The 24,517-nt window shown below is 63.1% G+C and carries 29 protein-coding genes; 15 read left to right on the top strand and 14 right to left on the bottom strand.

Annotated elements, in window-relative coordinates; translation table 11 throughout:
* Positions 1–29: 29 nt before the first annotated feature.
* Complete coding sequence (locus GEV39_RS00250) at positions 30–578, top strand: gamma carbonic anhydrase family protein (RefSeq protein ID WP_029886284.1); 549 nt, start codon at positions 30–32, stop codon at positions 576–578.
* A 24-nt stretch (positions 579–602) separates the two neighbouring features.
* Positions 603–1,253 carry an HAD family hydrolase gene (locus tag GEV39_RS00245; protein WP_173887093.1) on the top strand — a complete coding sequence of 217 codons (651 nt, stop codon included), beginning with the start codon at positions 603–605 and terminating at the stop codon, positions 1,251–1,253.
* Between the two features lie 84 nt (positions 1,254–1,337).
* Here the strand turns inward: GEV39_RS00245 and GEV39_RS00240 are convergent, their stop codons facing one another.
* A complete protein-coding gene (locus GEV39_RS00240) occupies positions 1,338–2,411 on the bottom strand; it encodes an aminopeptidase (protein WP_173891630.1) in 1,074 nt (357 codons plus the stop codon).
* Between the two features lie 84 nt (positions 2,412–2,495).
* Here GEV39_RS00240 and GEV39_RS00235 point away from each other — a divergent pair, with 84 nt between their 5' ends.
* Together GEV39_RS00235 and GEV39_RS00230 are read left to right on the top strand one after the other, a co-directional pair.
* Positions 2,496–2,909, top strand: a complete 414-nt coding sequence (locus tag GEV39_RS00235) for a PA0061/PA0062 family lipoprotein (RefSeq protein ID WP_173887092.1) — start codon at positions 2,496–2,498, stop codon at positions 2,907–2,909.
* Positions 2,910–2,963: 54 nt separating this feature from the next.
* A complete protein-coding gene (locus GEV39_RS00230) occupies positions 2,964–3,377 on the top strand; it encodes a PA0061/PA0062 family lipoprotein (RefSeq protein WP_054906239.1) in 414 nt (137 codons plus the stop codon).
* Between the two features lie 158 nt (positions 3,378–3,535).
* On the opposite strand, the gene GEV39_RS00225 is transcribed toward GEV39_RS00230, so the two are convergent.
* Together GEV39_RS00225 and GEV39_RS00220 are read right to left on the bottom strand one after the other, a co-directional pair.
* The gene (locus tag GEV39_RS00225) at positions 3,536–3,769 is read right to left on the bottom strand and encodes a DUF1161 domain-containing protein (protein WP_009682184.1); all 234 of its coding nucleotides are present in this window, start codon (positions 3,767–3,769) and stop codon (positions 3,536–3,538) included.
* Between the two features lie 74 nt (positions 3,770–3,843).
* A complete protein-coding gene (locus tag GEV39_RS00220) occupies positions 3,844–4,269 on the bottom strand; it encodes an OsmC family protein (protein ID WP_009682183.1) in 426 nt (141 codons plus the stop codon).
* Positions 4,270–4,420: 151 nt separating this feature from the next.
* On the opposite strand from GEV39_RS00220, the gene GEV39_RS00215 reads away from it, so the two are divergent.
* Positions 4,421–5,425: an LLM class flavin-dependent oxidoreductase gene (locus GEV39_RS00215; protein WP_144187319.1), complete on the top strand. Its 1,005-nt coding sequence runs from the start codon at positions 4,421–4,423 to the stop codon at positions 5,423–5,425.
* Positions 5,426–5,462: 37 nt separating this feature from the next.
* Here the strand turns inward: GEV39_RS00215 and GEV39_RS00210 are convergent, their stop codons facing one another.
* Both GEV39_RS00210 and GEV39_RS00205 read right to left on the bottom strand, forming a co-directional pair.
* The gene (locus tag GEV39_RS00210; RefSeq protein ID WP_173887091.1) at positions 5,463–5,684 is read right to left on the bottom strand and encodes a DUF1161 domain-containing protein; all 222 of its coding nucleotides are present in this window, start codon (positions 5,682–5,684) and stop codon (positions 5,463–5,465) included.
* 101 nt (positions 5,685–5,785) lie between these two features.
* Positions 5,786–6,001, bottom strand: a complete 216-nt coding sequence (locus GEV39_RS00205) for a dodecin (RefSeq protein WP_029887971.1) — start codon at positions 5,999–6,001, stop codon at positions 5,786–5,788.
* A 150-nt stretch (positions 6,002–6,151) separates the two neighbouring features.
* On the opposite strand from GEV39_RS00205, the gene GEV39_RS00200 reads away from it, so the two are divergent.
* A complete protein-coding gene (locus tag GEV39_RS00200) occupies positions 6,152–6,475 on the top strand; it encodes an ElaB/YgaM/YqjD family protein (protein WP_009682179.1) in 324 nt (107 codons plus the stop codon).
* On the opposite strand, the gene GEV39_RS00195 is transcribed toward GEV39_RS00200, so the two are convergent.
* The gene (locus GEV39_RS00195) at positions 6,472–7,368 is read right to left on the bottom strand and encodes a LysR family transcriptional regulator (RefSeq protein WP_173887090.1); all 897 of its coding nucleotides are present in this window, start codon (positions 7,366–7,368) and stop codon (positions 6,472–6,474) included. The two genes, GEV39_RS00200 and GEV39_RS00195, sit on opposite strands and share 4 nt — an antisense overlap.
* Before the next feature lie 110 nt (positions 7,369–7,478).
* Between GEV39_RS00195 and trpB the strand changes: the two genes are divergently transcribed.
* Together trpB and trpA are read left to right on the top strand one after the other, a co-directional pair.
* The gene (gene trpB / locus GEV39_RS00190) at positions 7,479–8,696 is read left to right on the top strand and encodes a tryptophan synthase subunit beta (RefSeq protein WP_173887089.1); all 1,218 of its coding nucleotides are present in this window, start codon (positions 7,479–7,481) and stop codon (positions 8,694–8,696) included.
* Positions 8,693–9,502: a tryptophan synthase subunit alpha gene (trpA, locus tag GEV39_RS00185; RefSeq protein ID WP_009682176.1), complete on the top strand. Its 810-nt coding sequence runs from the start codon at positions 8,693–8,695 to the stop codon at positions 9,500–9,502. The genes trpB and trpA overlap by 4 nt, the downstream gene beginning before the upstream one ends.
* A 120-nt stretch (positions 9,503–9,622) precedes the next feature.
* Here the strand turns inward: trpA and GEV39_RS00180 are convergent, their stop codons facing one another.
* Positions 9,623–9,955: a DOPA 4,5-dioxygenase family protein gene (locus GEV39_RS00180; RefSeq protein ID WP_173887088.1), complete on the bottom strand. Its 333-nt coding sequence runs from the start codon at positions 9,953–9,955 to the stop codon at positions 9,623–9,625.
* A gap of 48 nt (positions 9,956–10,003) precedes the next feature.
* Positions 10,004–10,903: a choline sulfate utilization transcriptional regulator gene (locus tag GEV39_RS00175; protein WP_009682331.1), complete on the bottom strand. Its 900-nt coding sequence runs from the start codon at positions 10,901–10,903 to the stop codon at positions 10,004–10,006.
* Positions 10,904–11,011: 108 nt separating this feature from the next.
* Between GEV39_RS00175 and betC the strand changes: the two genes are divergently transcribed.
* The 3 genes from betC to GEV39_RS00160 all read left to right on the top strand — a co-directional run bounded on the left by betC (position 11,012) and on the right by GEV39_RS00160 (position 15,181).
* The gene (betC, locus tag GEV39_RS00170) at positions 11,012–12,529 is read left to right on the top strand and encodes a choline-sulfatase (protein ID WP_173887087.1); all 1,518 of its coding nucleotides are present in this window, start codon (positions 11,012–11,014) and stop codon (positions 12,527–12,529) included.
* A gap of 12 nt (positions 12,530–12,541) precedes the next feature.
* The gene (gene choX / locus GEV39_RS00165) at positions 12,542–13,471 is read left to right on the top strand and encodes a choline ABC transporter substrate-binding protein (RefSeq protein WP_173887086.1); all 930 of its coding nucleotides are present in this window, start codon (positions 12,542–12,544) and stop codon (positions 13,469–13,471) included.
* Positions 13,472–13,615: 144 nt separating this feature from the next.
* Entirely contained in the window at positions 13,616–15,181 is a 1,566-nt protein-coding gene (locus tag GEV39_RS00160; RefSeq protein ID WP_173887085.1) for a SulP family inorganic anion transporter, read from the top strand.
* Positions 15,182–15,280: 99 nt separating this feature from the next.
* Here GEV39_RS00160 and aroE read toward each other — a convergent pair whose 3' ends face one another.
* Both aroE and hemF read right to left on the bottom strand, forming a co-directional pair.
* Positions 15,281–16,105 carry a shikimate dehydrogenase gene (gene aroE, locus GEV39_RS00155; protein WP_173887084.1) on the bottom strand — a complete coding sequence of 275 codons (825 nt, stop codon included), beginning with the start codon at positions 16,103–16,105 and terminating at the stop codon, positions 15,281–15,283.
* Positions 16,106–16,130: 25 nt separating this feature from the next.
* The gene (hemF, locus tag GEV39_RS00150) at positions 16,131–17,042 is read right to left on the bottom strand and encodes an oxygen-dependent coproporphyrinogen oxidase (protein ID WP_173887083.1); all 912 of its coding nucleotides are present in this window, start codon (positions 17,040–17,042) and stop codon (positions 16,131–16,133) included.
* Between the two features lie 134 nt (positions 17,043–17,176).
* Between hemF and GEV39_RS00145 the strand changes: the two genes are divergently transcribed.
* The gene (locus GEV39_RS00145; RefSeq protein WP_173887082.1) at positions 17,177–18,154 is read left to right on the top strand and encodes an NADPH:quinone reductase; all 978 of its coding nucleotides are present in this window, start codon (positions 17,177–17,179) and stop codon (positions 18,152–18,154) included.
* A 127-nt stretch (positions 18,155–18,281) separates the two neighbouring features.
* Here the strand turns inward: GEV39_RS00145 and GEV39_RS00140 are convergent, their stop codons facing one another.
* From GEV39_RS00140 to dprA, 4 genes are all read right to left on the bottom strand, one after another.
* Positions 18,282–18,596, bottom strand: a complete 315-nt coding sequence (locus GEV39_RS00140) for a hypothetical protein (protein WP_054906115.1) — start codon at positions 18,594–18,596, stop codon at positions 18,282–18,284.
* A gap of 480 nt (positions 18,597–19,076) precedes the next feature.
* Positions 19,077–19,520 carry a hypothetical protein gene (locus GEV39_RS00135; protein ID WP_009682339.1) on the bottom strand — a complete coding sequence of 148 codons (444 nt, stop codon included), beginning with the start codon at positions 19,518–19,520 and terminating at the stop codon, positions 19,077–19,079.
* Between the two features lie 275 nt (positions 19,521–19,795).
* Entirely contained in the window at positions 19,796–20,353 is a 558-nt protein-coding gene (gene tsaC, locus GEV39_RS00130) for an L-threonylcarbamoyladenylate synthase type 1 TsaC (protein WP_015268440.1), read from the bottom strand.
* A gap of 41 nt (positions 20,354–20,394) precedes the next feature.
* Entirely contained in the window at positions 20,395–21,492 is a 1,098-nt protein-coding gene (gene dprA / locus GEV39_RS00125) for a DNA-processing protein DprA (RefSeq protein ID WP_173887081.1), read from the bottom strand.
* A gap of 207 nt (positions 21,493–21,699) precedes the next feature.
* Between dprA and def the strand changes: the two genes are divergently transcribed.
* The 3 genes from def to rsmB are packed head-to-tail and all read left to right on the top strand — an operon-like array spanning position 21,700 to position 24,506.
* A complete protein-coding gene (gene def / locus GEV39_RS00120) occupies positions 21,700–22,206 on the top strand; it encodes a peptide deformylase (protein WP_009682343.1) in 507 nt (168 codons plus the stop codon).
* Between the two features lie 60 nt (positions 22,207–22,266).
* Positions 22,267–23,199, top strand: a complete 933-nt coding sequence (gene fmt / locus GEV39_RS00115; RefSeq protein WP_173887080.1) for a methionyl-tRNA formyltransferase — start codon at positions 22,267–22,269, stop codon at positions 23,197–23,199.
* A complete protein-coding gene (rsmB, locus tag GEV39_RS00110) occupies positions 23,196–24,506 on the top strand; it encodes a 16S rRNA (cytosine(967)-C(5))-methyltransferase RsmB (protein ID WP_173887079.1) in 1,311 nt (436 codons plus the stop codon). The genes fmt and rsmB overlap by 4 nt, the downstream gene beginning before the upstream one ends.
* Positions 24,507–24,517 lie beyond the last annotated feature (11 nt).

Genomic DNA, 24,517 nt, shown 5'->3' with positions numbered 1-24,517 from the left:
GCCTATCGACACAGATGAGAGACGCTATCATGGCCATTCGCAGCTTCCAGCAACACACTCCGAAAGTGGGGCCCAGGGCATTCGTCGACCGTTCGGCGGTGGTGCTGGGCGACGTTGAAATCGGCGAAGACAGCTCGGTCTGGCCACTGACCGTGGTGCGCGGCGACATGCACCGCATACGGATTGGTGCGCGCACCAGCGTGCAGGACGGCAGCGTGCTGCATATCACCCACGCCGGCCCGTTCAACCCGGACGGCTTCGCGCTGATCATCGGCGACGAAGTGACCATCGGTCACAAGGTGATGCTGCATGGCTGCACGTTGGGTAACCGCATTCTGGTCGGCATGGGCAGCACGGTCATGGACGGTGCAATCGTCGAGGATGAAGTCATCATTGGCGCCGGCAGCCTGGTGCCGCCAGGCAAGCGCCTGGTCAGCGGCTACCTGTACATGGGCAGCCCGGTGAAACAGGCGCGACTGCTCAATGACCAGGAGCGGGCGTTTTTTGCCTACAGCGCCAGCAACTATGTGAAGCTCAAGGACCAGCACCTGGCCGAAGGCTTCGATCAACCTGAATGAGCGCATTTGCGTGGAACCTTGTACATGCACCAGCAAAACATCCTGTTCGACCTCGACGGCACCCTGACCGACCCACGCCTGGGCATCACCCGCTCTATCCAATATGCCTTGGCAAAGCTGGGCATCGATGAGCCAGACCTGGCCCGCCTCGAGCACTTCATCGGCCCACCTTTGTTGCAGGCGTTCATGCAGTTCTATGGTTTCGACGAAGCCAAGGCGTGGGAGGCGGTCAACTTCTACCGCGAGCGCTTCCGCGTGACCGGGCTGTACGAAAACCTGGTGTTCGCCGGCGTACCGGAGCTGCTCCAAGCCCTGAACAGCCAGGGCCGCACGCTGTATATCGCCACCTCCAAACCGTGGGAGTTTGCCCGCGAAATTGCCCGGCACTTCGCCTTCGACCACCACTTCAAGGTGATCTACGGCAGCGAACTGGACGGCACGCGCACCAACAAGGTTGAGCTGATTCGCCATTTGCTGGACGAAGAAGGGCTGGACCCGGCGCAGACGCTGATGATCGGTGACCGCAAGCATGACCTGATCGGCGCGCGCAGCAATGGTTTGCAGGCCGTGGCGGTGGGCTATGGGTTTGGTAGCCGGGAGGAGTTGATGGCCGAAGCACCGGCTTTCCACTTCGCCACGCTGGCCGAGATGCATCAGGCATTTATCAAGGCCTAAGGGCCTTCAGGGCTGCTTTGCAGCCCTTGCGGTCGCTGTGGGAGTTGGCTTGCCGACGATGGGCCGCAAGGCGGCCCCAAAGTCTCACCGGCCAGCCATCAACTTCTGCAGCGCCGCCTTCCTTTCGGCGATGGGCAACCTCCCCAACTGCTCAACCCGTTCATAGAACCGCCCCCAATCCCCGCCAACCTCGCGAAACAGCGCCGCGAACGCCGGCACCCATTGGTCATACAGCCCGAACGGCAACAGCTTGGCATTGTTCATGGGCCCGTACACCCAGGCGTCAAAGCGCTTGTCGCCGCCCCACTGGCTGTCCCGCACCTGCTGGTAGTCACGCCTGAGCCGCGCGAACTCCGCCCGCTTGGCCTGGCGCTTGTGCGCATCATCCAGCGGCCCGGCGTAAATCGCCTGCAACCGCTCGCGGCTGGCCAGCACCAGTTGGATAAACTGCTCACGCTGCTGCCCCTGATCGCCACCCACCGCAGCCAGGCCGCGCGCCGCGCGCCATTGCCGGGTGCCTTCCTGTTCGACGAACGAGGCAAAGGACTCATTGAACTCGGTGTCGTCCTGCACATAAAAGCGCTGGTGCGCCAGCTCGTGAAAGATCAAGGTGGCCAGGCGTTCGTCACCCCAGCCCACCATCGACGAAAGAATAGGGTCGTCGAACCAGCCTAAGGTGGAATAGGCCTCCACCCCGCCCACGTACACATCCAGCCCTTCCTCGCGCATCAACGCTGCCGAGCCACGCGCCGCACCTTGCCGGTAATAGCCGCGGTACGCCACGCAACCCGCTATCGGAAAACAGTGGGTCACCGGTTGCAGTGAGAGCTCAGGCGTGGCGAAAACATTCCAAACCACATAGGGGCGCCCAAGGTCGGCGTATACGCGGTAGCTGCGGTTATCCGGCAACTTCAGCTGCTGGCTGGCAAACGCGCGCGCCTGTTCCGCCCGCTGCAGCCGCGCCCGTAACAGGGGAGAGGTAGCAGGGTCGGCGACCACTTGTTCCACCGGTTGCCGCGCGCGCAGCAGTTGCCACTGGCCTTGTGCAAGCTGGCCGTAATAGGCCGCACTGCTGCAACCACTCAGCAGAAGCACCGCCAGCAGCGGAACCAAACGGGTGAAAACGCGGTCGAGTGGCCCAGGGCCTGAGCGCTGCAAAAGAAAAAGTCGAAGCATCGGGACTGTCTGACTCGCTCAAGGCCGATTCGCTCCAAGACTATCTCGCCACGGGGGAGTTTCGCCATGCGTGCATTGTGGGTCGCCGGTTCACTGTTGCTGTTATCTGCCTGTTCAACGCTGCCAGACCCAGACCCGAACCAGGCCTGGATCGACCTCACGCCCTACGACAACACCTCGTTGCACGCGGTGCAGGTCGATGAGCGCGATTGGGCCGACAACCGGTACTTCGAAGTGCAACCTGGCAGCCATGAGTTGACGGTGCGCTACCAGTTTCCGGTTACCCCCAGCAACATCGGCCCGGTCGACCAACCCCTGTGGCGAGATTGCCAGGTAAAGCTGGCGTTCAAAGACTTCAACGCCGGGCAACGCTATCAGCTGCAGGCCGGGAGCATCGGCTTCCGCCCGTGGGTGAAGTTGTATGACCAGCAACAAAAACTGCTGGGCCAGGGCCTGCCAGCGGGCTGCCAGCACACCTAACTACCCAAACGGCGCTATGCTGTTAACGTGCCAATCGCAAGTGGGAGCTTTGCCATGCGCCAGCCCATGATGCTGATCGCCCTCAGTGCACTGGGGGCTTGCGCCAGCCCCTTGCCGCCGGTCGACCCCAAGCAAGCCTGGGTCGACTTGTACACCATGACCCCCGGCCGGGTGATCATGGCCGACCGCCTTGACGGGAAGCGCCTGGAAGACGGCCGATACTTTCAGGTAACCCCCGGCAAGCATGAGCTGGTCGTGCGCTTCGATTACGAGATCTACTCTGGCGGGATGCTGACCGACCCCAGGGACCGTACCTGTTACCTGACTGTGCGCTTCGATGACTTCAAGGCTGGGGAACGTTATCGCCTGGAAGCACGGGCGCCGGTAATGGAGCCGCAGGTATTGCTGTATGACGCCAGCCGCACGGTGCTGGTGAATGAGCCTAGCGATGTGTTCTGTATTCCGTAGGCGGGGGTGCGGCGGGTAGGGGGTGCTGCCGGTGGGGGAGCTGCTGCGAGTCAGGGGCTGCTGCGCAGCCCATCGCGACGCAAGGCCGCTCCTACAGGGGCCTGTGGAAGCGGGCTTTTGTCGCAATGGGCCGCGAAGCGGCCACTCATGCTCGAGCGTTAGCGATCATTCTTCTGGTAAATGATCTTCTTGGTCCCGCCGTCGCACGTCCCGACCACCATATTCGGGTCCTGGACCTCACTGTTAGGCACGATCTCCAGGGTGTACGAAGCCACCCCTTGGGCCTGGATCTTGGCCTCGATCTCGGCTTTCAGTTCCTCGCACGGCTTGACCGCCGCCAGCGCAGACGTGGCGACCAGCGAAGCGAACACGGCGATTGCTACGCGAATCATGGAACGGCTCCTGAAAAGGCAGTATTGCTGCCGACATTGATTAGACTACAGCAAACTGCCATCGTTGCGCCGCTTCAGCCCACCAACGCCGCATCCAGGCTGATCTTGGCGTTGAGCACCTTCGACACCGGGCAGCCTGCTTTGGCCTTGTTGGCTATTTCCATGAACTGCGCCTCGCTGGCGCCTGGCACCTTGGCTCGCAACACCAGGTGTACAGCGGTAATGGCAAAACCATCAGGCTGCTTGTCGAGGGTGACTTCCGCCGCCGTGTCGATCCGGTCCGGGGTGAGCCCGGCCTCGCCGAGCATCATCGACAGCGCCATCGAGAAGCAGCCCGCATGCGCCGCACCGATCAGTTCCTCTGGGTTGGTACCCGGCGTGTCCTCGAAACGGGTGTTGAAGCCATAAGGGTTCTGCTTGAGGGCGCCGCTTTCGGTTGAAAGCAGGCCTTTGCCGTCCTTCAAACCACCTTGCCAGATCGCCGATGCTGTCTTCTTCATGATGCCTCCTTGTCACTCGGTTAGGTGCCTATGGGTTCAGAGGTCAGGTACGTCCGGCAAGTTCAGAGCAATTGCGCCCCCCATTGAATCCAACGAATACGCCCATACAGAGTCATAAAGGCCTCTGGCCAATCATTCTTGCGGAGGCCCCATGACGCAGCTACGTGACCTGAAGATTTCCACCCTCGACCTTGTGCCCGTTCGCGCCGACGCCGGCCCGGCGCAGTCGCTGCGCAACTCGCTGGACTTGGCGCAGCACGTCGAACGCTTTGGCTACAACCGCTTCTGGGTGGCCGAACACCACAACATGGACGGCATCGCCAGCTCGGCGACCTCGGTGCTGATCGGCTACCTCGCCGGGGGCACTTCGAGCATTCGCGTAGGCTCCGGCGGGGTCATGCTGCCCAACCATGCGCCGTTGGTGATCGCCGAGCAGTTCGGCACCCTCGCCAGCCTGTACCCGGGGCGCATCGACCTCGGCCTTGGCCGTGCGCCAGGCTCCGACCAGATGACTGCATACGCCTTGCGCCGAGACCGCGCCGGTGGCCCGGACGATTTCCCGGACGACGTCGAAGAGCTGTCACGCTACCTTGGCCCCCGAACCGATGATCAAAAAGTGATCGCTGTGCCTGGGCATGACACCGATGTGCCCATGTGGCTGCTGGGCTCCAGCCTGTTCAGCGCACAACTGGCCGGTATGCGCGGCATGCCTTATGCGTTCGCTTCGCACTTCGCGCCGCGTTACATGCACGAGGCAATCCGCGTGTATCGCAACCACTTCAAACCTTCCACCACGCTGGACAAACCCTATGTGATGCTGGGCATTCCCATGGTAGTTGCCGAAACCGATGAGCAGGCCGAATACCTGGCCACTTCGGTGTACCAGCGCATTCTGGCGCTGATTCGCGGGCAGAGCCTGATGCAGAAACCCCCGGTACCCAGCATGGACGGCTTATGGCTGCCCCATGAACGCGATGCGGTAGGCAGCTTCCTGGGTTTGGCGATGATCGGCAGCCCGCAGAAAGTGCGCGCCAAAGTGGAGGTATTGCTGGAGCAAACCGGGGCGGATGAGCTGATGTTTACCTGTGACCTGTACGAGCATGCAGACCGTATCCGCGCTTATGAGCTGCTGGCGCAGGCTTTGAAGAGCGAGTGAACCCCTTCGCGAGTGCCCCCGCGAAGGGGCCACCGCGTCAGCCGCGGCGGTAGACGATTTCCTTGGTGCCGCCTTCGCAGCTGCCGATCACCTTGCCCGCCGGCTCGCCCTTTTCGACGATCTCCAGCTTGTAGCCAACAACCCCCTTGGCATCGAGTTTGGCGGCAATTTCCGCCTTCAGCTCCTCGCAGGGTTTGCCCGCCGCCATCGCGCCACCGGCCAGCGTCATCAGGCCCAGCGCCAGTATCAGTTTGTTCATCACTTGCATTCCTTGTGCAGATGAAACCAGAAAGGGGCGCCCACCAGGGCGCCCTGTTCCTAATACCCCATCAGTCCAGCGTGTTCCAGCCTGGCTGTGTTTCAGCTATTGGCGATACGGAAGCCCACCTTCAACGTCACCTGGAAGTGCGCGACCTTGTTGTCGCGAATGTGGCCACGGGTCTCGGCCACCTCGAACCACTCCATGTGCTTGATGCTCTGGCCAGCTTCGGCCAGGGCATTGTTGATCGCTTCTTCGATGCTGGTAGGCGAAGACCCCACCAGTTCGACCTTTTTGTAGGTGTGATGATCGGTCATGAGCGCTCTCCTTGGGTAATAGTGATATTCAGCCTGGCAGTGCGAGCCTGGTTTACCTGCGAGCTGTCATCAGGGGCGAAAGTTCGATCGCACTTTCGTGCAGCCCAAGGGTCGCACTTCATAGAGTCCATACTGCAAAGGAGAGTCAACATGCCCCGCAATTCGCTGCGTAAAACATCCCTGGAAAGCATGGAAGCAGAGATCGAAAGCCTGCTGAAAAGCCTGGAAAGCCTGAAGCACGATGCCTCCGAAGAAACCCAGAAATCAGTCAAGGCCATGCGCAGCAACGCCGAGAGTGCCCTGCGCCATTCGCGCAGCCTGCTGAGCGATGCCTATGAGGAAGTCAAGGAGCGTACCCGCCAGACCGGCATCGCCACCCGCGACTATGCCCAGGAGCACCCGTATACCACTGCCGGTGTAGCCATAGGCGCCCTGGGCCTGCTGGCAGCTTACTTGCTGTGCAAGCGCAACTAAGCGCTCTGCCCTAGCAGTTCTGCCCGCAACCATTGCGCCAGTTGCTCGGCGCGCCCGTCAGCGGCGCGCCGAGGTACCCACAGCGCCAGCGCCGCCGGGGTCGGTGAAAAGTCCCACGGTGCACTCAGGCGACCCGCCCGCAGGTCATCGGCGACCAGTGGTTGCGGCGCGATCGCCACGCCCAATCCCGCCACCGCAGCTTCCAATAGGTAATACAAGTGCTCGAAAGCCTGCCCGTAGTGCATGGCGGTCGGCTCGAGGCCCTGCTGCGCCGCCCAGGTCGGCCAAGCCTGTGGGCGCGAGGTGGTGTGCAATACGGCTTCTTCGAGCAAAGCTTTGGCTGGCGCCCCCTGCAAGCGCTGGTAACCGGCGAAGTGCGGGCTCAGCACCGGGCCGATACGCTCCTCGGCCAACACATGCACCTGCATGTCTGCCGGCCACGGGGGCTCGGCATACACCAATAGCGCATCCAGCCCTGGCCGCCTTGGATCAAGGTCACCCTCACCGGCTGAAAGGTGCAGGCGCAGCTCTGGCAGGTCTGCCTGCAAACGCCCCAACCGCGGGATGAACCAGCGCGCCAGCAGGCTGCCTGAGCAACCCAGTACGAAAGGGGCCTCGCGGGTGTCGCGGCTCAGTTCGGCACATGCGCTGCGCAAGCGGTCGAACGCCTCGCCACTGGCATCGCGCAGGCGCAGCCCGGCATCTGTGAGTTTGATGCCACGCCCGTCCTTGACGAACAACGCCACCCCCAGATGCTCCTCAAGCACCTTGATCTGCCGGCTCACGGCGCCATGGGTAACGTGCAACGCCTCGGCCGCCTGGCTGACGCTGTTAAGCCGGGCAGTGGCCTCGAAAGCACGCAGGGCATTGAGGGGAGGGAGGTCGTGGGCCATGTTACCTGTGAGTTTTTCTGACAAATTTGCGCAATCTTATCGGTTTTCAGCCGGGCCTGTCGTGGTTAGAGTAAAGCCCATCACTCATTGCTTACGCCCTGGAGCGCCCCATGACCCAGTCCCAATACCGCCCCGGCCCCGACGCCAATGGCCTGTTCGGCTCGTTTGGCGGCCGCTATGTGGCCGAAACCCTCATGCCACTGGTGCTGGACCTGGCCCGGGAATACGAAGCGGCCAAGGCCGACCCGCAATTCCTCGAAGAGCTGGCCTATTTCCAGCGCGACTACATCGGCCGCCCCAACCCGCTGTACTTCGCCGAGCGCCTGACCGAACACTGCGGCGGCGCCAAGATCTTCTTCAAGCGTGAAGAGCTCAACCACACCGGTGCGCACAAGGTGAACAACTGCATCGGCCAGGTGCTGCTGGCCAAGCGCATGGGCAAGAAACGCCTGATCGCCGAAACCGGCGCCGGCATGCACGGCGTGGCGACCGCCACCGTCGCTGCGCGCTTCGGCCTGCCTTGCGTGATCTACATGGGCGCCACCGATATCGAACGCCAACAGGCCAACGTGTTCCGCATGAAGCTGCTGGGCGCCGAGATCGTTCCGGTTACCGCGGGCACCGGCACCCTCAAGGACGCCATGAACGAAGCGCTGCGCGACTGGGTGACCAACGTCGACGACACGTTCTACCTGATCGGCACCGTGGCGGGCCCGCACCCATACCCGGCAATGGTCCGCGACTTCCAGTCGATCATCGGCAAGGAAACCCGTGCCCAGTTGCAGGAAAAGGAAGGCCGCCTGCCGGACAGCCTGATCGCCTGCGTGGGGGGTGGCTCCAACGCCATGGGCTTGTTCCATGAGTTCCTCGAAGAGCCAAGCGTACAGATCATCGGCGTTGAAGCCGGCGGCCACGGTGTGCACACCGACAAGCATGCTGCCAGCCTGAACGGCGGTGTGCCCGGTGTACTGCACGGCAACCGCACCTATCTGTTGCAGGACGATGATGGCCAGATTACCGACGCTCACTCGATTTCCGCCGGCCTCGACTACCCGGGCATCGGCCCCGAACATGCCTACCTGCATGAGGTGAAGCGCGTTGAATACGTCAGCATCACCGATGACGAAGCGCTGGATGCGTTCCACGCCACGTGCCGCCTGGAAGGCATCATCCCGGCCCTGGAAAGCGCCCACGCCCTGGCCGAGGCAATCAAGCGCGCCCCGCAGCTGCCCAAGGACCACCTGATGGTGATCTGCCTGTCGGGCCGCGGCGACAAAGACATGCAAACCGTCATGAGCCACATGGCCGCCCAGGAGAAACAGGCATGAGCCGTCTAGAACAACGCTTCGCCGAGTTGAAAGCCGAAGGCCGCTCGGCACTGGTCACCTTCGTTACCGCAGGCGACCCGGGCTATGACGCCTCGCTGCAGATCCTCAAGGGCCTGCCCGCTGCGGGCGCCGATGTAATCGAACTGGGCATGCCATTCACCGACCCGATGGCCGATGGCGTAGCCATCCAGCTCGCTACCCTGCGCGCTTTGGAAGCGGGCCAGAACCTGGCCAAGACCCTGCAGATGGTTCGTGAATTCCGTGTGGACAACCACACCACGCCGATCGTGCTGATGGGCTACTACAACCCGATCCACCGTTTTGGCGTGGAAGCGTTCGTGAATGAAGCCAAGCAGGCTGGCGTCGATGGCCTGATCATCGTCGACCTGCCGCCGGAGCACGATGCAGAACTGGCGACCCCGGCCCAGGCTGCAGGTATCGACTTCATTCGCCTGACCACCCCGACCACCGACGACGCGCGCCTGCCGCGTGTGCTGGCGCGCAGCTCCGGGTTCGTCTACTACGTGTCCGTGGCCGGTGTGACCGGGGCCGGCTCGGCGACCACCGAGCACGTGACCGAAGCCATTGCCCGCCTGCGTCGGCATACCGACCTGCCGATCAGCGTTGGCTTCGGCATTCGCACCCCAGAGCAGGCGGCGAACATCGCCCGGCTGGCCGATGGCGTGGTAGTGGGCTCGGCGCTGGTCGACAAGATTGCCCAGGCCAACACGGCCGAACAGGCGGTGAGCGATGTGTTGAGCCTGTGCTCGGCACTGGCGGAAGGGGTGCGCGGCGCCCGTCGCTGACCGGCGTCGCCTTCATCGCCGGCAAGCCAGCTCCCACAAGGATTTCACAGCGCCTGAGGGTGGCGCTGTACCTGTGGGAGCTGGCTTGCCAGCGATGAGCACAACACGAGCACTGAAGGTTCAGCCCCCAAAAACCGACAGGTTCAACGGCCTCACAGCCCCCATCCAGATCGCATGGTCCCGATGGTCCGCCAGTTCATCACCGGTCAGCGGGTGCATGAACACCACCAAACCCTGGCGATGCAGTGCCAACCAAGGCAACACCACCCCTACCACTTCCGGACCGAAACCCAGCTGGCAGCTCCAGTCCGGGTGCGGGCCCACCGGCTTCTGGTGCATGCGCCCCATGCTCACGGGAAACAGCCGCGCCGCTTCCTCACACAGCGCCCGAGCCTGCTCCAGGGTCGCTGCGTCATAGTAAATGTGGGCGTGGTAACCCTTGATCCTCTGCACGATACCTCCTGGGCCCAAAGCCCGCGTGACTCTGCGCCGAACTCCCCCTTACCGGCTTCGCTCGTGCTCCAACCAACCTACGAACCGTTCGATCAACGCGCCCCGGCGTTTGCGCGGCGGCAACACCGCATAATAACCGCGTTCCGAGCGCAGGCTGCCCTCCAGTGGCCGGCAGAGCAAACCCTGCTCGACCAGCCCATCCACCAGGTGCCCCCAGCCAATCGCCACCCCTTGCCCGGCAATCGCCGCCTGTATCAGCAGCGTGTAGTTATCGAACCGCAGTTGCCCGGCTGGCGGTGGGCTGGCCACGCCAAACCCGCGAAACACACCCGCCCAGTCAAACCAGCGGCTGGCCTGCTCACCTTTGAGGTGCAACAACGGCAAGCGCTGCAAAGCCACGGCTGACATGGGTTTGCCATGAATCAGGCGGGGGCTGCACACCGGGAAAACCTCTTCATCGAACAACCAGCGGCTTTCGCCCTGATGAAAGCGCCCATCACCAAACAGCACGGCCACATCGATGTCCGGGCGCAACATGCCCTGGCTGCGCTCACCGGTCACCAGGCTGACATCCACGTGTGGATAAGCCTCGTGAAAGCGCTGCAGGCGCGGCATCAGCCAGAACGCCGCGAACGCGAAGTCGGTGGCCACCTGCAGCACTTCACGCTGGCCGCGCCCACTGACCTGGGCAATACCTTCGTCCATGGCCTGCAACCCTTGGTGCACATGCTCGAACAACAGCTGGCCGGCCTCGGTGAGTTCGATCCCGCGGTACACCCGATCGAACAGGCGTGTGCCCAACTGCGCCTCCAGCCGTTTTACCTGCTGGCTTACCGCAGGCTGGGTGGTGCCCAGCGCCAGGGCCGCCGCAGTGAAGCCACGCAAACGGGCCGCGGCCTCGAACACCCGCAACGTATCCAACGACAGTTCGGCAAAGCGCTCAAACATAAGCTTGGCTAATCCCAGTCATTGCCCGCCATGGGCTTTACCCATGTTATCCACAGTCGCATCTTGATAGGCAAGCGGTTCGCATAACCTTCAACGATGGAAGCCAGCATGACACGCCCGAATATCCTGTTCATCATGGCCGACCAAATGGCCGCACCCCTGCTGCCCATTTATGGGCCTTCACCCATTCAGATGCCGCACCTCAGCCGCCTGGCCGAGCAGGCCGTGGTGTTCGATTCAGCCTACTGCAACAGCCCGCTGTGTGCGCCGTCGCGCTTCACCCTGGTCAGCGGCCAGCTCCCAAGCCGCATCGGTGCCTACGACAATGCTGCCGATTTCCCCGCCGACGTGCCGACCTACGCCCACTACCTGCGCCGCCTGGGCTACCGCACGGCGCTGTCGGGCAAGATGCATTTCTGCGGCCCGGACCAGTTGCATGGTTACGAGGAACGCCTGACCAGCGACATCTACCCGGCCGATTATGGCTGGGCAGTGAACTGGGATGAGCCGGATGTGCGGCCAAGCTGGTACCACAACATGTCCTCGGTACTGCAGGCAGGCCCCTGCGTGCGTACCAACCAGCTGGATTTCGACGAGGAGGTGGTGTTCAAGGCGCGCCAGTACCTCTACGACCACGTGCGCGAGAACGACGGCCGGCCGTTTTGCCTGACCGTGTCGATGACCCACCCCCACGATCCGTACACCATTCCCAAGCACTACTGGGATCGCTATGAGGGTGTGGATATCCCCATGCCTGGTACCGAATTCAGCCAGGCAGAACTGGACCCGCATTCGCAGCGCCTGCTCAAGGTCTATGACCTGTGGAACAAACCGCTGCCCGTGGACAAGATCCGCGATGCACGCCGGGCCTATTTCGGCGCCTGCAGCTACATCGACGACAACATCGGCAAGCTGTTGCAGACCTTGCAAGAGTGCGACCTGGCCGACGACACCCTGATCGTGTTCTCCGGCGACCACGGCGACATGCTCGGCGAGCGTGGCCTTTGGTACAAGATGCACTGGTTCGAGATGTCGGCGCGGGTGCCACTGTTGGTTCATGCACCGCAGCGCTTTGCCGCCAGCCGTGTCAGCGCCTCGGTATCGACCTGCGACCTGTTACCGACCCTGGTCGAATTGGCGGGCGGGGCTGTGGATAACACCCTGCATCTGGATGGCCGCTCACTGCTTGGCCACCTGCAAGGGCAGGGCGGCCACGACGAAGTGATCGGCGAATACATGGCCGAAGGCACTGTCGGGCCGCTGATGATGATCCGCCGCGGGCCTTACAAATTCGTGTACGGCGAAGACGACCCTTGCCTACTCTATGATCTTGGCCGCGACCCGCACGAGCGGGAGAACCTCGCCAGCAGCCCGGACCACCAGGCGCTGCTGCAGGCGTTCGTCGAGGAAGCCCGACAGCGTTGGGACATGCCCAGCTTGCGCCAGCAGGTACTGGCCAGCCAGCGCCGTCGCCGCCTGGTGGCCCAAGCGCTGGCTACCGGCAAGCTGCACAGCTGGGACCATCAACCATGGGTAGATGCCAGCCAACAGTACATGCGTAACCACATTGATCTCGACGACCTCGAGCGCAAGGCACGTTACCCACAGCCCGCCCCCCTGGATTGAGAAGAGGCCGCCATGCACACGTTTTCCGCCGCCGTACTCACCCTGGCCTTGGGCCTGGGTACCACCCCGGCCCACGCCGCCGACGACGATGCACAATGCAGCACGGTAAAAATGGCCGACCCTGGCTGGAGCGACATAGCCACGACCAACGCCGTGGCCCGGCTGCTACTGGAAAGTCTGGGCTACCAGGTGAAGATCGACAGCCTGGCCGTGCCGATCATCTACGGTGGCCTGAAGGACGGCCGTGTGGATGCCTTCCTTGGCAATTGGATGCCGGCGCACCAGGGCTTTCATGACAAGTTCGTCGCCAATGGGGATGTGCAGCAGTTGTCGCGCAACCTGGAAGGCACCGAGTTCACCTTGGCCGTGCCGGACTACGTCTGGAATGCCGGGGTCAAGGATTTCGCCGACCTGCACAAGCACGCCGACCAGTTCGACAAGAAACTGTACGGCATCGGTTCCGGCGCACCGGCCAACCTGTCGCTCAAACAAATCATCGACAACAATGAGTTCGACCTTGGCCAGTGGAAACTGGTCGAATCCAGCGAGCAGGCGATGCTGACGCAGGTCGACCGCGCCGTGAAGAAGCAGCAATTCATCACCTTCCTCGGCTGGACGCCACACCCGATGAATGTGAAGCTGAGGATGCACTACCTCACGGGCGGGGAAAAATGGTTCGGTAGCAAAGGCCAGGTGTACACCCTGACGCGCAAGGGTTATCCACAAGCCTGCCCGAATGCGGCGAAGCTGCTGGGCAACCTGAAGTTCACACTGGACATGGAAAACAGCATCATGGCCCAAGTTGTGGACAAGAAGATCAGCTTCGACGACGCGGCCAGGGCTTGGGTCAAGACGCACCCCGAGTTACTGGAAGGGTGGTTGGCCGGGGTCACCACCAAAGCCGATGGCGATGCCCTGGAGGCCGTCAAAGCCAAACTATGAACTCACCAGCAATACACCTAACCTGTGGGAGCGGGCATGCCCGCGAACACCGGCAAAGCCGGTGCCATCTATAGCGGTGGCGTCTTCGCGGGCATGCCCGCTCCCACAGGTCTGGTGCATTAAATCAAGGATTGTGGATAACCCATGCCTCGTATCATCCACCTGCTGCCCTTCCTCGCCTGGCTCCCGCGCCAATCGGTCCGCAGCCTGCGCCAGGACCTGCTGGTGGGCCTGGGCGGTGCCATCCTCGCGCTGCCGCAGTCCATCGCCTATGCCCTGATCGCCGGCCTGCCTGCCGAATACGGCCTGTACGCCGCCATCGTGCCGGTATTGATCGCCTGCCTGTGGGGTTCGTCCTGGCACCTGATCTGCGGCCCGACCGCGGCCATCTCCATCGTGCTCTACGCCAGCATCAGCCCATTGACCGTGGCTGGGAGTTCGGACTACATCACGCTGGTGCTGCTGCTCACCTTCCTCGGCGGGGTCTTTCAACTGCTGCTGGGGCTGCTGCGCTTCGGTGCGCTGGTCAATTTCGTCTCGCATTCCGTAGTGCTCGGCTTCACCCTTGGCGCCGCGGTCGTCATTGCCCTGGGGCAATTGCCCAACCTGCTGGGCATGGACCTGCCCAGCCAGGCCACGGCGCTGAAAACCGTACAGGACCTGGCCAGCCATGCCGGCGAAATCAATGTGCCATCCTTGCTGTTGGGCCTGGCCACCGTGGTTATCGGTGTGGCGCTCAAACTCTGGCGCCCGCGCTGGCCCAGCCTGTTGATAAGCCTGATCGCAGTGAGCCTGATGGCCTGGCTGCTGCCGGGCTGGTTTGGCCATGTGCCGAGGGTCGCGGCATTCACCGGCCAGCTTCCACCCTTGAGCCCGCTGCCCTTGCTGGACGTGGAGCTGATTCTGCGCCTGCTGCCCAGTGCCGTGGCGGTAGGTATGCTGGGGTTGGTCACCAGCCTGTCGATTGCCCGGTCGTTATCGGCACGCTCGGAACAGCTGATCGACCCTGATCAGGAAATTCGCGCCCAGGGCGTGTCGAACATCGTTGGCGCGTTCTTCTCGGGTTACCTGTCTGCTGGCTCCTTCACCCGTTCGGGCCTGAGCTACGAAGCAGGTGCCCGCTCCCCCATGGCCGGGGTGTTTTCGGCGCTATGGGTGGCGCTGTTCGCCATCACCGGTGCTGGCTTGATCGCACAGTTGCCGATCCCCGCCATGGCCGGCAGCATTCTGTTGATCTGCTGGGGGCTGGTGGACCGCCAAGCCATCCGCGCGCTGTTCCGGGTCAGCCGTTCGGAATTCCTGGTAATGGCGCTGACGGCGGCGGCAACCTTGCTGCTGGAGTTGCAGACGGCGATCTATGCCGGGGTGCTGGCGTCGCTGTTCTTCTACCTCAAACGCACATCACGGCCACGGGTGCAGCAAAGCCGCGAAGGTGAAGCGGATGTGCTGCGGGTAGGTGGCTCGATCTTCTTTGGCGCGGCGCACTACCTGCAAGTACGTTTGCAGCTGTGCCAAGGCCCGCATGTGGTGATCGATGCGCGGCAGGTGAATTTCATCGACTACTCGGGTGTAGACATGCTGCACCGCGAGGCACGGCGCTTGCGGCGCCTGGGCGGGAGCCTGACCTTGCACCGGGCCAGGCCGCAGGTGATCGAGGAACTGCAGAAGCTGGAAGGGGCGCAGTTGTGCCCTATCCGGTTTGAGGAATGAGGTTGGGTTGAGATTAGGGGCTGCTTTGCAGCCCATCGCGACGCAAGGCCGCTCCCACAAGGGAAGGGTGTACGCCGACCCAACGCGGCCCCGGCAATTTCAGCCCCGAGCCAATTGCCGGCGCAACTCAGCCAACACCGGAGCGGTATCCGGCCGTACCCCACGCCAGATAAAGAACGCCTCCGCCGCCTGCTCAGCCAGCATCCCCAAACCATCCAGCACCTTGGCCGCGCCCAGCTTTTGCGCCCACTGGCAAAACGGCGTAGGTTCCTTGCCATACATCATGTCGTAGCAAACCGTGTGCCCTGCCTCGACCAAACTGTCGGCAATCGGCGGCAATTCCCCGGCCAAACTGGCTGAAGTGGCGTTGATGATCACATCCACCGGCTCCTGCAACCAGGCAAACCCGCTGGCCACCACCGGCCCCAGTTCATCGAACTCACGCGCCAGCTGCTCGGCCTTTTCCACGGTTCGGTTGGCGATCACCAGCGATTGCGGCTTGTGCGCCAGGATCGGCTCCAGCACGCCACGCACTGCACCACCGGCACCGAGAATCAAAATGCGCTTGCCCGTCAGCTCGACTCCGGCATTCACCGTCAGGTCACGCACCAGGCCGGCGCCATCGGTGTTGTCACCTTGCAAAGTGCCGTCAGCCAGCTTGCTCAGTGTGTTCACCGCGCCAGCGCGCTGGGCACGCGGGGTCAGGCTGTCGCACAGGCGGTAGGCCTCTTCCTTGAACGGCACGGTGACATTGCCGCCGCTGCCTTGCTTGAAGAAGCCGCGTGCGCAGTCGCTGAACTCATCCAGCGGCGCCAGCAGGGTGGCGTATTCCAGGTTTTCGCCGGTCTGCTCGGCGAACAGGCGGTGGATCAGCGGCGACTTGCTGTGGCCGATGGGGTTACCAAAAACGACGTACTGGTCCATGGCGGCTCCTTGGTTATCCACAGGCTTACTGGCCAAGCCAGTCGCGGTCTTGCAGGAAGTAGTCGGTCAGGCGCGCTTCTTCGCTGCCCGGTGCCGGCTTCCAGTCATAGCCCCAGCGCACCTGTGGCGGCAGCGACATGAGAATGGACTCGGTGCGCCCGCCCGACTGCAGGCCGAACAGGGTGCCGCGGTCGTAGACCAGGTTGAACTCCACGTAGCGGCCGCGGCGGTATTCCTGGAACTCACGCTGCTGCGGGGTATAGGGGGTGTGCTTGCGGCGCTGGACGATCGGCAGGTAGGCGTCGACATAGGCATCGCCAATGGCACGGATGAAGGCGAAGCAGGTGTCGAAGTCCCACTCGTTCAGGTCGTCGAAGAACAGCCCGCCAATGCCACGTGGCTCGCCACGGTGCTTGAGGTGGAAGTAGCGGTCGCACCAGGCCTTGTAGCGCGGGTACACATCGGCACCGAAGGGTGCACATGCCTGCTCGGCCACGCGGTGCCAGTGAATGCAGTCTTCCTCGACGCCGTAGTATGGGGTCAGGTCGAAACCGCCACCGAACCACCACACCGCCTCTTCGCCTTCCTTCTCGGCAATGAAGAACCGCACATTGGCGTGCGAGGTGGGCACATGCGGGTTGTACGGGTGAATCACCAGCGACACGCCCAAGGCCTCGAAGCCCCGGCCCGCCAGCTCCGGGCGATGGGCGCTGGCCGACGGCGGCAGGCCGGCGCCGAACACGTGGGAGAAGTTGACCCCGCCTTTCTCGATCAGCTTGCCCTCGCCGATCACCCGCGTACGCCCCCCGCCACCGGCTTCGCGCACCCAGGCATCCTCGACGAAGCGGGCACCGCCGTCTTCGTTTTCGAGGGCAGAGCAGATGCGGTCTTGCAGGTCGAGCAGGTAGGCTTTCACGGCCTCGGTGCGGCTAGTCATCGGGTCACCAGGAACGGGCAGGGAAGAATTCGCCGCGTAGCATAACACCGCCAGCGCGCGCGCCGCAGTTGACGGCGATCAAGCAAAGGCGTCCGATAGAAGGCCTTTCCCGATCCCGACTACAGGAGTACGAGATGGCCAAGCGTATCCAGTTCAGCCAGCATGGCGGCCCCGAAGTGCTGCAGTTTGTGGAATTCGAACCCGCCCCGCCGGGGCCCCAGCAGGTGCGCGTGCGCAACCATGCGATCGGCCTGAACTTCATCGACACCTATTTCCGCAGCGGGCTGTATGCACCGCCATCACTGCCTTCGGGGCTGGGCACCGAAGCGGCCGGTGTGGTCGAGGCCGTGGGCGAAGGCGTGACCCGGCTGAAGGTGGGTGACCGCGTGGCCCATGCCGGCGGCCCGCTGGGCGCATACAGCGAGGTTCACACGCTGCCGGAGGCCAACCTGGTCAAGCTGCCCGACACCATCAGCTTCGAGCAGGCAGCGGCGGTGATGCTCAAGGGTTTGACCGTGCAGTACCTGCTGAAGCAAACCTACCAGGTGAAGGCGGGTGACGTGGTCCTGTTCCATGCGGCCGCCGGTGGCGTGGGTTCGCTGGCGTGCCAATGGGCGAAAGCGTTGGGTGCCAAGCTGATCGGCACTGTGAGTTCTGCCGAGAAGGCCGAGCGGGCCAAAGCGCTGGGCGCATGGGCGACCATCGACTACAGCCATGAAGACGTGGCCAAGCGGGTGCTGGAGCTGACCGACGGCAAGAAATGCCCGGTGGTTTACGACGGCGTTGGCGCCGATACCTGGCTGACCTCGCTGGACTGCCTGCAACCGCGCGGGCTGATGGTGAGCTTCGGTAATGCCTCGGGTGCGGTCAGTGGGGTGAACCTGGGGATTCTGGCGCAGAAGGGCTCGCTGTATGTGACCCGGCCGACCTTGGCGACCTATGCCAACAATGCCGAAAACACCCAAGCCATGGCCGATGACCTGTTTGCGATGATTGGCAGTGGCAAGCTGGTTGTGGATATCCAGCAGCGGTACCCGCTGAGCGAGGCGGCCAAAGCGCAGGCAGAGCTGTCGGCGCGGCGGACTGTAGGGTCGACAGTACTCATTCCCTGAGCCACACACGTTCCCTGTGGGAGCGGGCATGCCCGCGAAGAAGCCACCGCGGTGGATGGCACCGGCTTTGCCGGTGTTCGCGGGCGCGCCCGCTCCCACAGGTGCTGCGTCGGCTCTGAAAGCTGCGCTATGGCTGTGAGGGTCGGTTCGTCGGTGGCGGGGTCGACTCGATCCCATCGAGGATTGCCTCGACCACCCCCTCTGCCATTTCAATCGCATGCAGGTTCGACCAGAACATGCCACGGCCCTCTTCGCGCATGTAGTCCAGAGCTTTGTAGCCGGTTTCGTAGGCGCTGCGCAGGTACAGGGCTACGTGGACCAGAGCGTCCTCGGCGGAAATGTTCGGGTTGACGGTGAAGAGTGGGTCATGGCCGGCGTCGCAGCGGCCGAACGGGCGGGTGGAGGTGCAGGGTAGGGGTGGATCGGGCACTATTTTTTTCATGGCTTGCTCCAGGCATGAGCTGGCGCCAAGCCGTTACCACACGGTTTAGGCGGCAGCTGTACGCGAGGTGGTAAACCGGGCTGGAGGCGCTCCCGGCAGGCACGAAGCCTCCCGCGCACAGCTGCCATAGCTGTGACGCCCCAAGCACATCCGGGTTACCACACCCGATCGCCAAGTTATTCGGCGACGGTTGAAGCCTAAGGGCAGAGGTTCCCACTGAGAAGGTGATGGCAGAGGACGCGGGTCGTAGGATATTTCCCAAGCCGCGAGCTGGACAGCCATTTTGGCAACAATCAGAAAACCCTGACTGCAATGGCGCACCAGCATCAAGCGCTGCGCCGCGGGGAGGGTGAGGGGCGCCGCTTGACCATGAATGCTCGGAGGCGTAGCCTTTGCTCCTGAGGTTGTGCTGGTGCGCCGGTTGAGTTTCAAGTTATCCGGGCGAGTACATCCTTACCATTCAGGCCGCTCAAGCGGCCTTTATTTTTTGGGCTTGTTTCTATCCCCTTTAGGGATAATCGAATACAGCTCTGCCTTGGGCTTGCGAGCCGTCAGTTCAAAAATCGCCTCATCAAAAACTTCATTGCCATAGCCATCGTCACGACCAATCGTGCTGCGAAGAGCGGTCATGCGCGTGGCGTTTTTCCAGATTGATGTCGCCGCCAGTGCTGCCTCGATTTGCAAAACCATGTCATCAATGGTGTAGCCATCTCGAATCACCCGGCTTCTGTAGGCATGGCTACCGATGAATACGATGCCCGGATCCTCAAGCAGCGGTAGTTCCTGCGCTTCTTTCTGCCTGTTTATCGCTTCAAATTGATCTGCGGTAAACCTGCCTATTTCCACCGATCTAACCCGGTTGTTGGACGCAAGCTGCTGCAGATTCGCCCTTATCAGATATTCGGCATTTTTGAATAGCGGCATTGCTTCGGATGCTCCCGCCGAATTGCGACGTGAGCAGGCTAGAGGCAGGGATTCCAGCATGGAAGGTGATGACTTAGGACAGAGACAGTAGGAAGCTTCCCAATTGGCAAGATCGGGCAAATCAGAAATAGGTCTGACGATTAGTGTGGCCGCTTTGCGGCCCTTTCGCGACACAAGGCCGCTCCTACAGGCATAGCGCCAGGGCTGAAAGCTGCGCTGTACTTGTAGGAGCGGCCTTGTGTCGCGAAACGAGGGCGAAGCCCTCGCCAGCGGTATCAACCCGGCCGAACAACCTCACCGGTAGCCAGGTTGCGAATCACACTCGGATTCTTCCGCCCACCCAGCGCCCCACCCAGCACCAGGTCCAGCTGGCCATGGAAGTACTGCTCCACCCGCAACCGGGTCTTCGCCGCCGGCCGCCCGCCGGGGTTGCACGAGGTGGAAATCAACGGCCCCACCAGCGCGCACAGTTCGCGCACCACCGGGTGGTCACTGACCCGCAGCGCTACGGTGTCATGCTGCCCGGTCACCCACTCGGGCAACAGGTCCTGGTGCGGCACCAGCCAGGTATTGGGCCCCGGCCAGGTACTGCCCATACGGTCGATCCAGTCCTCGGGGAAATCTTCGAACAAAAAGTCGAACTGGCGGATATTGTCGGCGACCAGGATCAGGCCTTTATCCACAGGCCGCGACTTCAGCGCCAGCAGGCGGTACACCGCGTCCTCGTTCCAGGGGTCGCAGCCCAGGCCCCAGACCGCTTCCGTTGGGTAGGCGATTACTGCGCCCGCCCGGATCTCACGTGCGGCTTGTTGCACACGAAAACTGCTTACCATTGCTGTTACTCCGCCTATGAACTTGCCTGTGCGCAGTGTACTTAGCCCGCGCGGGCAAACCAACGCCCGGCTTCATTGCTGACCCGCCCCTCCAGTTCCAGCTCGGTCAATTGCGCAAGCACTTCGGCCAGCGGCAACTCGCTGCAATGGGCCAGGCTTTCGCTGGTCTGTGGCGCCGCGTGCAGCAAGGCCAGCAGTGGGTGGTCGAACTTGTCCACAACCGCAGGTGGCAGGTTCTGCCAGCCCTGCAGGCTTTCCATGATCTGCTCCACGGTTTCCACCAGCAGCGCGCCGTCGCGAATCAGCTGGTGGCAGCCCTTGGCCCCAGGGTGGTGAATGGAGCCCGGAATGGCATACACCTCGCGGCCTTGTTCTGCCGCCAGCCGCGCCGTGATCAGCGAACCACTGGCCAGGCTGGCCTCGACCACCAGCACGCCCAGCGACAAGCCACTGATGATGCGGTTACGCCGGGGGAAGTTGCTGGGCTGCGGCCCGGCATCCAGCGGGTACTCGGAAACCAGCGCGCCGCCGCTGTCGATAATCGCCTGCGCAAGCGCGGTGTGCCGCTGTGGATAAAGTTTTTGCAGCCCTGTGCCGAGCACCGCGATCGTACCCCCGCCGGCCTGTATTGCGGCCCGATGAGCGGCGCCGTCGATGCCCACCGCCAGCCCGCTGGTAATTGTGAAGCCGGCCTGTGCCAGGTAACGGGAAAACGCCGCGGCGGTATCCAGGGCTGGCGGTGAAGCGCGCCTGCTTCCCACAATTGCCAGCTGCGGGCGTTCGAGCAGGGCAGGGTCGCCGGCGACAAACAGCAACGGCGGGGCATCATCGATTTCCCCCAGCAGCGGTGGGTAACCAGGCCCGTCAAACATCAGTAAATGCTGGCCCGGCTGCTCTAGCCAGGCCATCGCCGCCAGCGCTCCGTCGCGCACTTCGGCACTGCGCCGCGCGTCGATTGCTGCCTGGGAAATGCCCAACTCGCGCCAGGCGCCGGCGGGTGCGCACAGGGCAGAAGATGCGCTGCCAAACGCCTCGAGCAACGTGCAGAAACGCCGCAGGCCGGTGTCCGGCAAGCGGTGCAGACGCAGCCGCGCCTCCAGTTCAGCCGGCGCAACAGGCGACGAATGGTGATTCGACATGGGGATCATCCTTGATCTGAAAAGGGCCATCGGCGTGGCACAACCTGTGGATAACTGTGTTGATAACGCTTTGACAACCTGTCTATCGAATAGTCGACAAGCAGGCCCTGAAAACCCTAGACGAGCTTTCACAGGTGCTGAAATCCACGTTTGCCTTTATTATGTGTGCTCAGTTTTCAACCAAACGCACAGTGACTGCCTGACCTTATGGCCATCTTGAACATTCTCGAATTCCCCGACCCGCGCCTGCGCACCATCGCCAAGCCGGTGACGGTGTTCGACGACGCCCTGCGTCAGCTGATCGACGACATGTTTGAAACCATGTACGAAGCCCCCGGCATCGGCCTGGCCGCGACCCAGGTCAACGTGCACCAGCAGGTCGTGGTGATGGACCTCAGCGAAGACCGCAGTGAACCGCGGGTCTTCATCAACCCTACGGTCGAAGAGCTGACCGACGACATGGGCCAGTACCAGGAAGGTTGCCTGTCGGTGCCGGGCTTCTACGAGAACGTCGACCGCCCGCTGCGGGTACGTGTAAAAGCCCAGGACCGCGACGGCAAGCCGTTCGAGCTGGAGTGCGAAGGCTTGCTGGCGGTCTGCGTGCAGCACGAATTCGATCACCTCAACGGCAAGCTGTTCGTCGACTATCTGTCGCAGCTCAAACGCGACCGGATCAAGAAGAAACTGGAAAAGCAGCACCGCCAGCAAGCCTGATCCCCACCTTCCAGAAGGCTTGCTCCGGCAAGCCTTTTTCTTTTTTGAAGCGAGAACTCCATGCGCATCGTCTTTGCAGGCACCCCAGAGTTTGCTGCCGAACACCTCAAGGCCCTGCTCGACAGCCCTTACGAGATCGTGGCCGTCTACACCCAGCCTGACCGCCCTGCCGGCCGTGGCCAGAAGCTGATGCCCAGTGCGGTCAAGGCGCTGGCCGTGGCCCATGGCATCCCGGTACTGCAGCCGCAAACCCTGCGCAACGCCGAGGCGCAAGCGGAACTTGCCGCACTGCAGCCAAACTTGATGGTCGTGGTTGCCTACGGCCTGATTCTGCCGCAGGCGGTGCTGGATATCCCCCGCCTGGGCTGCATAAACAGCCACGCCTCCTTGCTGCCGCGCTGGCGCGGTGCAGCGCCGATCCAGCGTGCCGTGGAAGCCGGCGATACCGAAAGCGGTGTCACCGTGATGCGCATGGAAGCCGGCCTGGATACCGGCCCGATGCTGCTCAAGGTAACCACCCCGATCAGCGCCGAGGACACCGGCGGTAGCCTGCATGACCGCCTTGCGCAAATGGGCCCGCCCGCCGTCGTGCAAGCCATCGCCGGCCTGGCCGACGGGTCGCTGCAAGGCGAGATGCAAAACGATGCCCTGGCCACTTATGCACACAAGCTGAACAAGGACGAAGCGCGCCTCGACTGGCGCCGCCCGGCCGTCGAACTGGAGCGCCTGATCCGTGCCTTCAACCCTTGGCCGGTGTGCCACAGCACCCTCGATGGCGAGAGCGTGAAGGTGCTGGCAGCCAACTTGGCGGCAGGCAAAGGTGAGCCGGGCGAGATCCTGTCTGCCAGTAAAGATGGCCTGGTGGTTGCCTGTGGTGACCAGGCACTGAGCCTGACCCGCCTGCAACTGCCCGGTGGCAAGGCGCTGAGCTTCAGCGACCTGTTCAACAGCCGCCGCGAGAAGTTCGCCGCCGGCAAGGTACTTGGCCAATGAACCCACGCCTCGCCGCCGCCCGTGCCCTTGCCGCAGTACTCAGCGGCAAGGCTTCATTGAACAGCTCGCTGCCGGCACAACTGGACAAGGTCGATGAGCGCGACCGCGGCCTGACCCAGGACCTGGCGTTCGGCACTGCACGCTGGCAGCCCCGGCTCGACCTGCTGGCCGCCCAACTGCTGCAGAAGCCGTTCAAAGCGGCAGACGCCGATGTGCAGGCGCTGCTGCTGGTCGGCCTGTACCAGCTGTTCTACACCCGTATTCCGGCCCACGCCGCAATTGGCGAGACCGTGGGCTGCGCCGACAAGCTGAAGAAGCCCTGGGCCAAGGGCCTGCTCAATGCCGTGCTGCGCCGCGCCCAGCGCGAAGGCGAAGCGCTGCTGGCCGGCATGGAGCGCGACCCCGTGGTACGCACCGCCCACCCGCGCTGGCTGCAAAAGGCGCTGAAGGCTTTCTGGCCAGAGCAGTGGGAGGCCATTTGCGCCGCCAACAATGCGCACCCGCCGATGATCTTGCGGGTCAACCGCCGTCATCACAGCCGTGATGCCTACCTGGGCTTGCTGGCCGACGCGGGCGTTGCCGCCAGCCCCTGCCACTACAGCCGCGATGGCATCGTTCTGGCCGAAGCCTGCGACGTACGCGGCCTGCCAGGCTTCGCCGAGGGCTGGGTGAGTGTGCAGGACGAAGCCGCGCAGCTGTCCGCTGACTTGCTGGAGCTGGCCGCCGGCCAACGCGTGCTCGACGCCTGTTGCGCGCCTGGCGGCAAAACCTGCCACCTGCTGGAAGCCGAACCGGGCCTGGCTCACCTGACAGCCATCGACCTTGAGGCCAAGCGCCTGACCCGCGTGCGCGAGAACCTCGACCGCCTGCAGCTCGATGCCGAGCTGATCGCCTGCGACGCCCGCGACACTGCCAGCTGGTGGGACGGCAAGCCGTTCCAGCGCATCCTGCTGGACGCCCCCTGCTCGGCCACTGGCGTGATCCGTCGCCACCCGGACATCAAGCTGACCCGCCAGGCCGACGACATTCCGGCCCTGGCCGCGCTGCAAGGTGAATTGCTCGATGCCCTGTGGCCCACACTGGAAGTGGGCGGCATGCTGCTGTATGCCACGTGCTCCAGCTTGCCGACCGAGAACACGCAAGTGATCGAGGCCTTCCTCGCCCGCACTCCCGGCGCGCGGGAGCTGGACTTGGCCACCGAGGCCGGCCTGCGCCAACCGCACGGCCGCCAGTTGCTGGCCCAGGAAGGCGGCCACGACGGGTTCTACTATGCCAAGCTGATCAAGATCGCCGCCTCGCGCGGGTAAGCACAAAAGGG

It is taken from the genome of Pseudomonas sp. NY5710 (assembly GCF_013305665.1).
GTDB lineage: Bacteria > Pseudomonadota > Gammaproteobacteria > Pseudomonadales > Pseudomonadaceae > Aquipseudomonas > Aquipseudomonas juntendi.
The sequence above is the reverse complement of the archived record's forward strand: the minus strand, read 5'-3'. Positions and strand labels throughout refer to the sequence as shown.

Excerpts from the sequence above, each read along its gene's own strand:
- GEV39_RS00195 (WP_173887090.1), bottom strand. The coding sequence starts at position 7,368 with ATGGCCCACGACCTCCCTCCCCTCAATGCCCTGCGTGCTTTCGAGGCC.
- aroE (WP_173887084.1), bottom strand. The coding sequence starts at position 16,105 with ATGGACCAGTACGTCGTTTTTGGTAACCCCATCGGCCACAGCAAGTCG.
- betC (WP_173887087.1), top strand. The coding sequence starts at position 11,012 with ATGACACGCCCGAATATCCTGTTCATCATGGCCGACCAAATGGCCGCA.
- GEV39_RS00160 (WP_173887085.1), top strand. The coding sequence starts at position 13,616 with ATGCCTCGTATCATCCACCTGCTGCCCTTCCTCGCCTGGCTCCCGCGC.
- GEV39_RS00210 (WP_173887091.1), bottom strand. The coding sequence starts at position 5,684 with ATGAACAAACTGATACTGGCGCTGGGCCTGATGACGCTGGCCGGTGGC.
- GEV39_RS00245 (WP_173887093.1), top strand. The coding sequence starts at position 603 with ATGCACCAGCAAAACATCCTGTTCGACCTCGACGGCACCCTGACCGAC.
- GEV39_RS00145 (WP_173887082.1), top strand. The coding sequence starts at position 17,177 with ATGGCCAAGCGTATCCAGTTCAGCCAGCATGGCGGCCCCGAAGTGCTG.
- def (WP_009682343.1), top strand. The coding sequence starts at position 21,700 with ATGGCCATCTTGAACATTCTCGAATTCCCCGACCCGCGCCTGCGCACC.
- GEV39_RS00250 (WP_029886284.1), top strand. The coding sequence starts at position 30 with ATGGCCATTCGCAGCTTCCAGCAACACACTCCGAAAGTGGGGCCCAGG.
- dprA (WP_173887081.1), bottom strand. The coding sequence starts at position 21,492 with ATGTCGAATCACCATTCGTCGCCTGTTGCGCCGGCTGAACTGGAGGCG.
- GEV39_RS00205 (WP_029887971.1), bottom strand. The coding sequence starts at position 6,001 with ATGACCGATCATCACACCTACAAAAAGGTCGAACTGGTGGGGTCTTCG.
- rsmB (WP_173887079.1), top strand. The coding sequence starts at position 23,196 with ATGAACCCACGCCTCGCCGCCGCCCGTGCCCTTGCCGCAGTACTCAGC.
- GEV39_RS00235 (WP_173887092.1), top strand. The coding sequence starts at position 2,496 with ATGCGTGCATTGTGGGTCGCCGGTTCACTGTTGCTGTTATCTGCCTGT.
- GEV39_RS00225 (WP_009682184.1), bottom strand. The coding sequence starts at position 3,769 with ATGATTCGCGTAGCAATCGCCGTGTTCGCTTCGCTGGTCGCCACGTCT.
- GEV39_RS00230 (WP_054906239.1), top strand. The coding sequence starts at position 2,964 with ATGCGCCAGCCCATGATGCTGATCGCCCTCAGTGCACTGGGGGCTTGC.
- GEV39_RS00140 (WP_054906115.1), bottom strand. The coding sequence starts at position 18,596 with ATGAAAAAAATAGTGCCCGATCCACCCCTACCCTGCACCTCCACCCGC.
- trpB (WP_173887089.1), top strand. The coding sequence starts at position 7,479 with ATGACCCAGTCCCAATACCGCCCCGGCCCCGACGCCAATGGCCTGTTC.
- choX (WP_173887086.1), top strand. The coding sequence starts at position 12,542 with ATGCACACGTTTTCCGCCGCCGTACTCACCCTGGCCTTGGGCCTGGGT.
- fmt (WP_173887080.1), top strand. The coding sequence starts at position 22,267 with ATGCGCATCGTCTTTGCAGGCACCCCAGAGTTTGCTGCCGAACACCTC.
- trpA (WP_009682176.1), top strand. The coding sequence starts at position 8,693 with ATGAGCCGTCTAGAACAACGCTTCGCCGAGTTGAAAGCCGAAGGCCGC.
- GEV39_RS00215 (WP_144187319.1), top strand. The coding sequence starts at position 4,421 with ATGACGCAGCTACGTGACCTGAAGATTTCCACCCTCGACCTTGTGCCC.
- hemF (WP_173887083.1), bottom strand. The coding sequence starts at position 17,042 with ATGACTAGCCGCACCGAGGCCGTGAAAGCCTACCTGCTCGACCTGCAA.
- GEV39_RS00200 (WP_009682179.1), top strand. The coding sequence starts at position 6,152 with ATGCCCCGCAATTCGCTGCGTAAAACATCCCTGGAAAGCATGGAAGCA.
- GEV39_RS00175 (WP_009682331.1), bottom strand. The coding sequence starts at position 10,903 with ATGTTTGAGCGCTTTGCCGAACTGTCGTTGGATACGTTGCGGGTGTTC.
- GEV39_RS00220 (WP_009682183.1), bottom strand. The coding sequence starts at position 4,269 with ATGAAGAAGACAGCATCGGCGATCTGGCAAGGTGGTTTGAAGGACGGC.
- GEV39_RS00135 (WP_009682339.1), bottom strand. The coding sequence starts at position 19,520 with ATGCCGCTATTCAAAAATGCCGAATATCTGATAAGGGCGAATCTGCAG.
- tsaC (WP_015268440.1), bottom strand. The coding sequence starts at position 20,353 with ATGGTAAGCAGTTTTCGTGTGCAACAAGCCGCACGTGAGATCCGGGCG.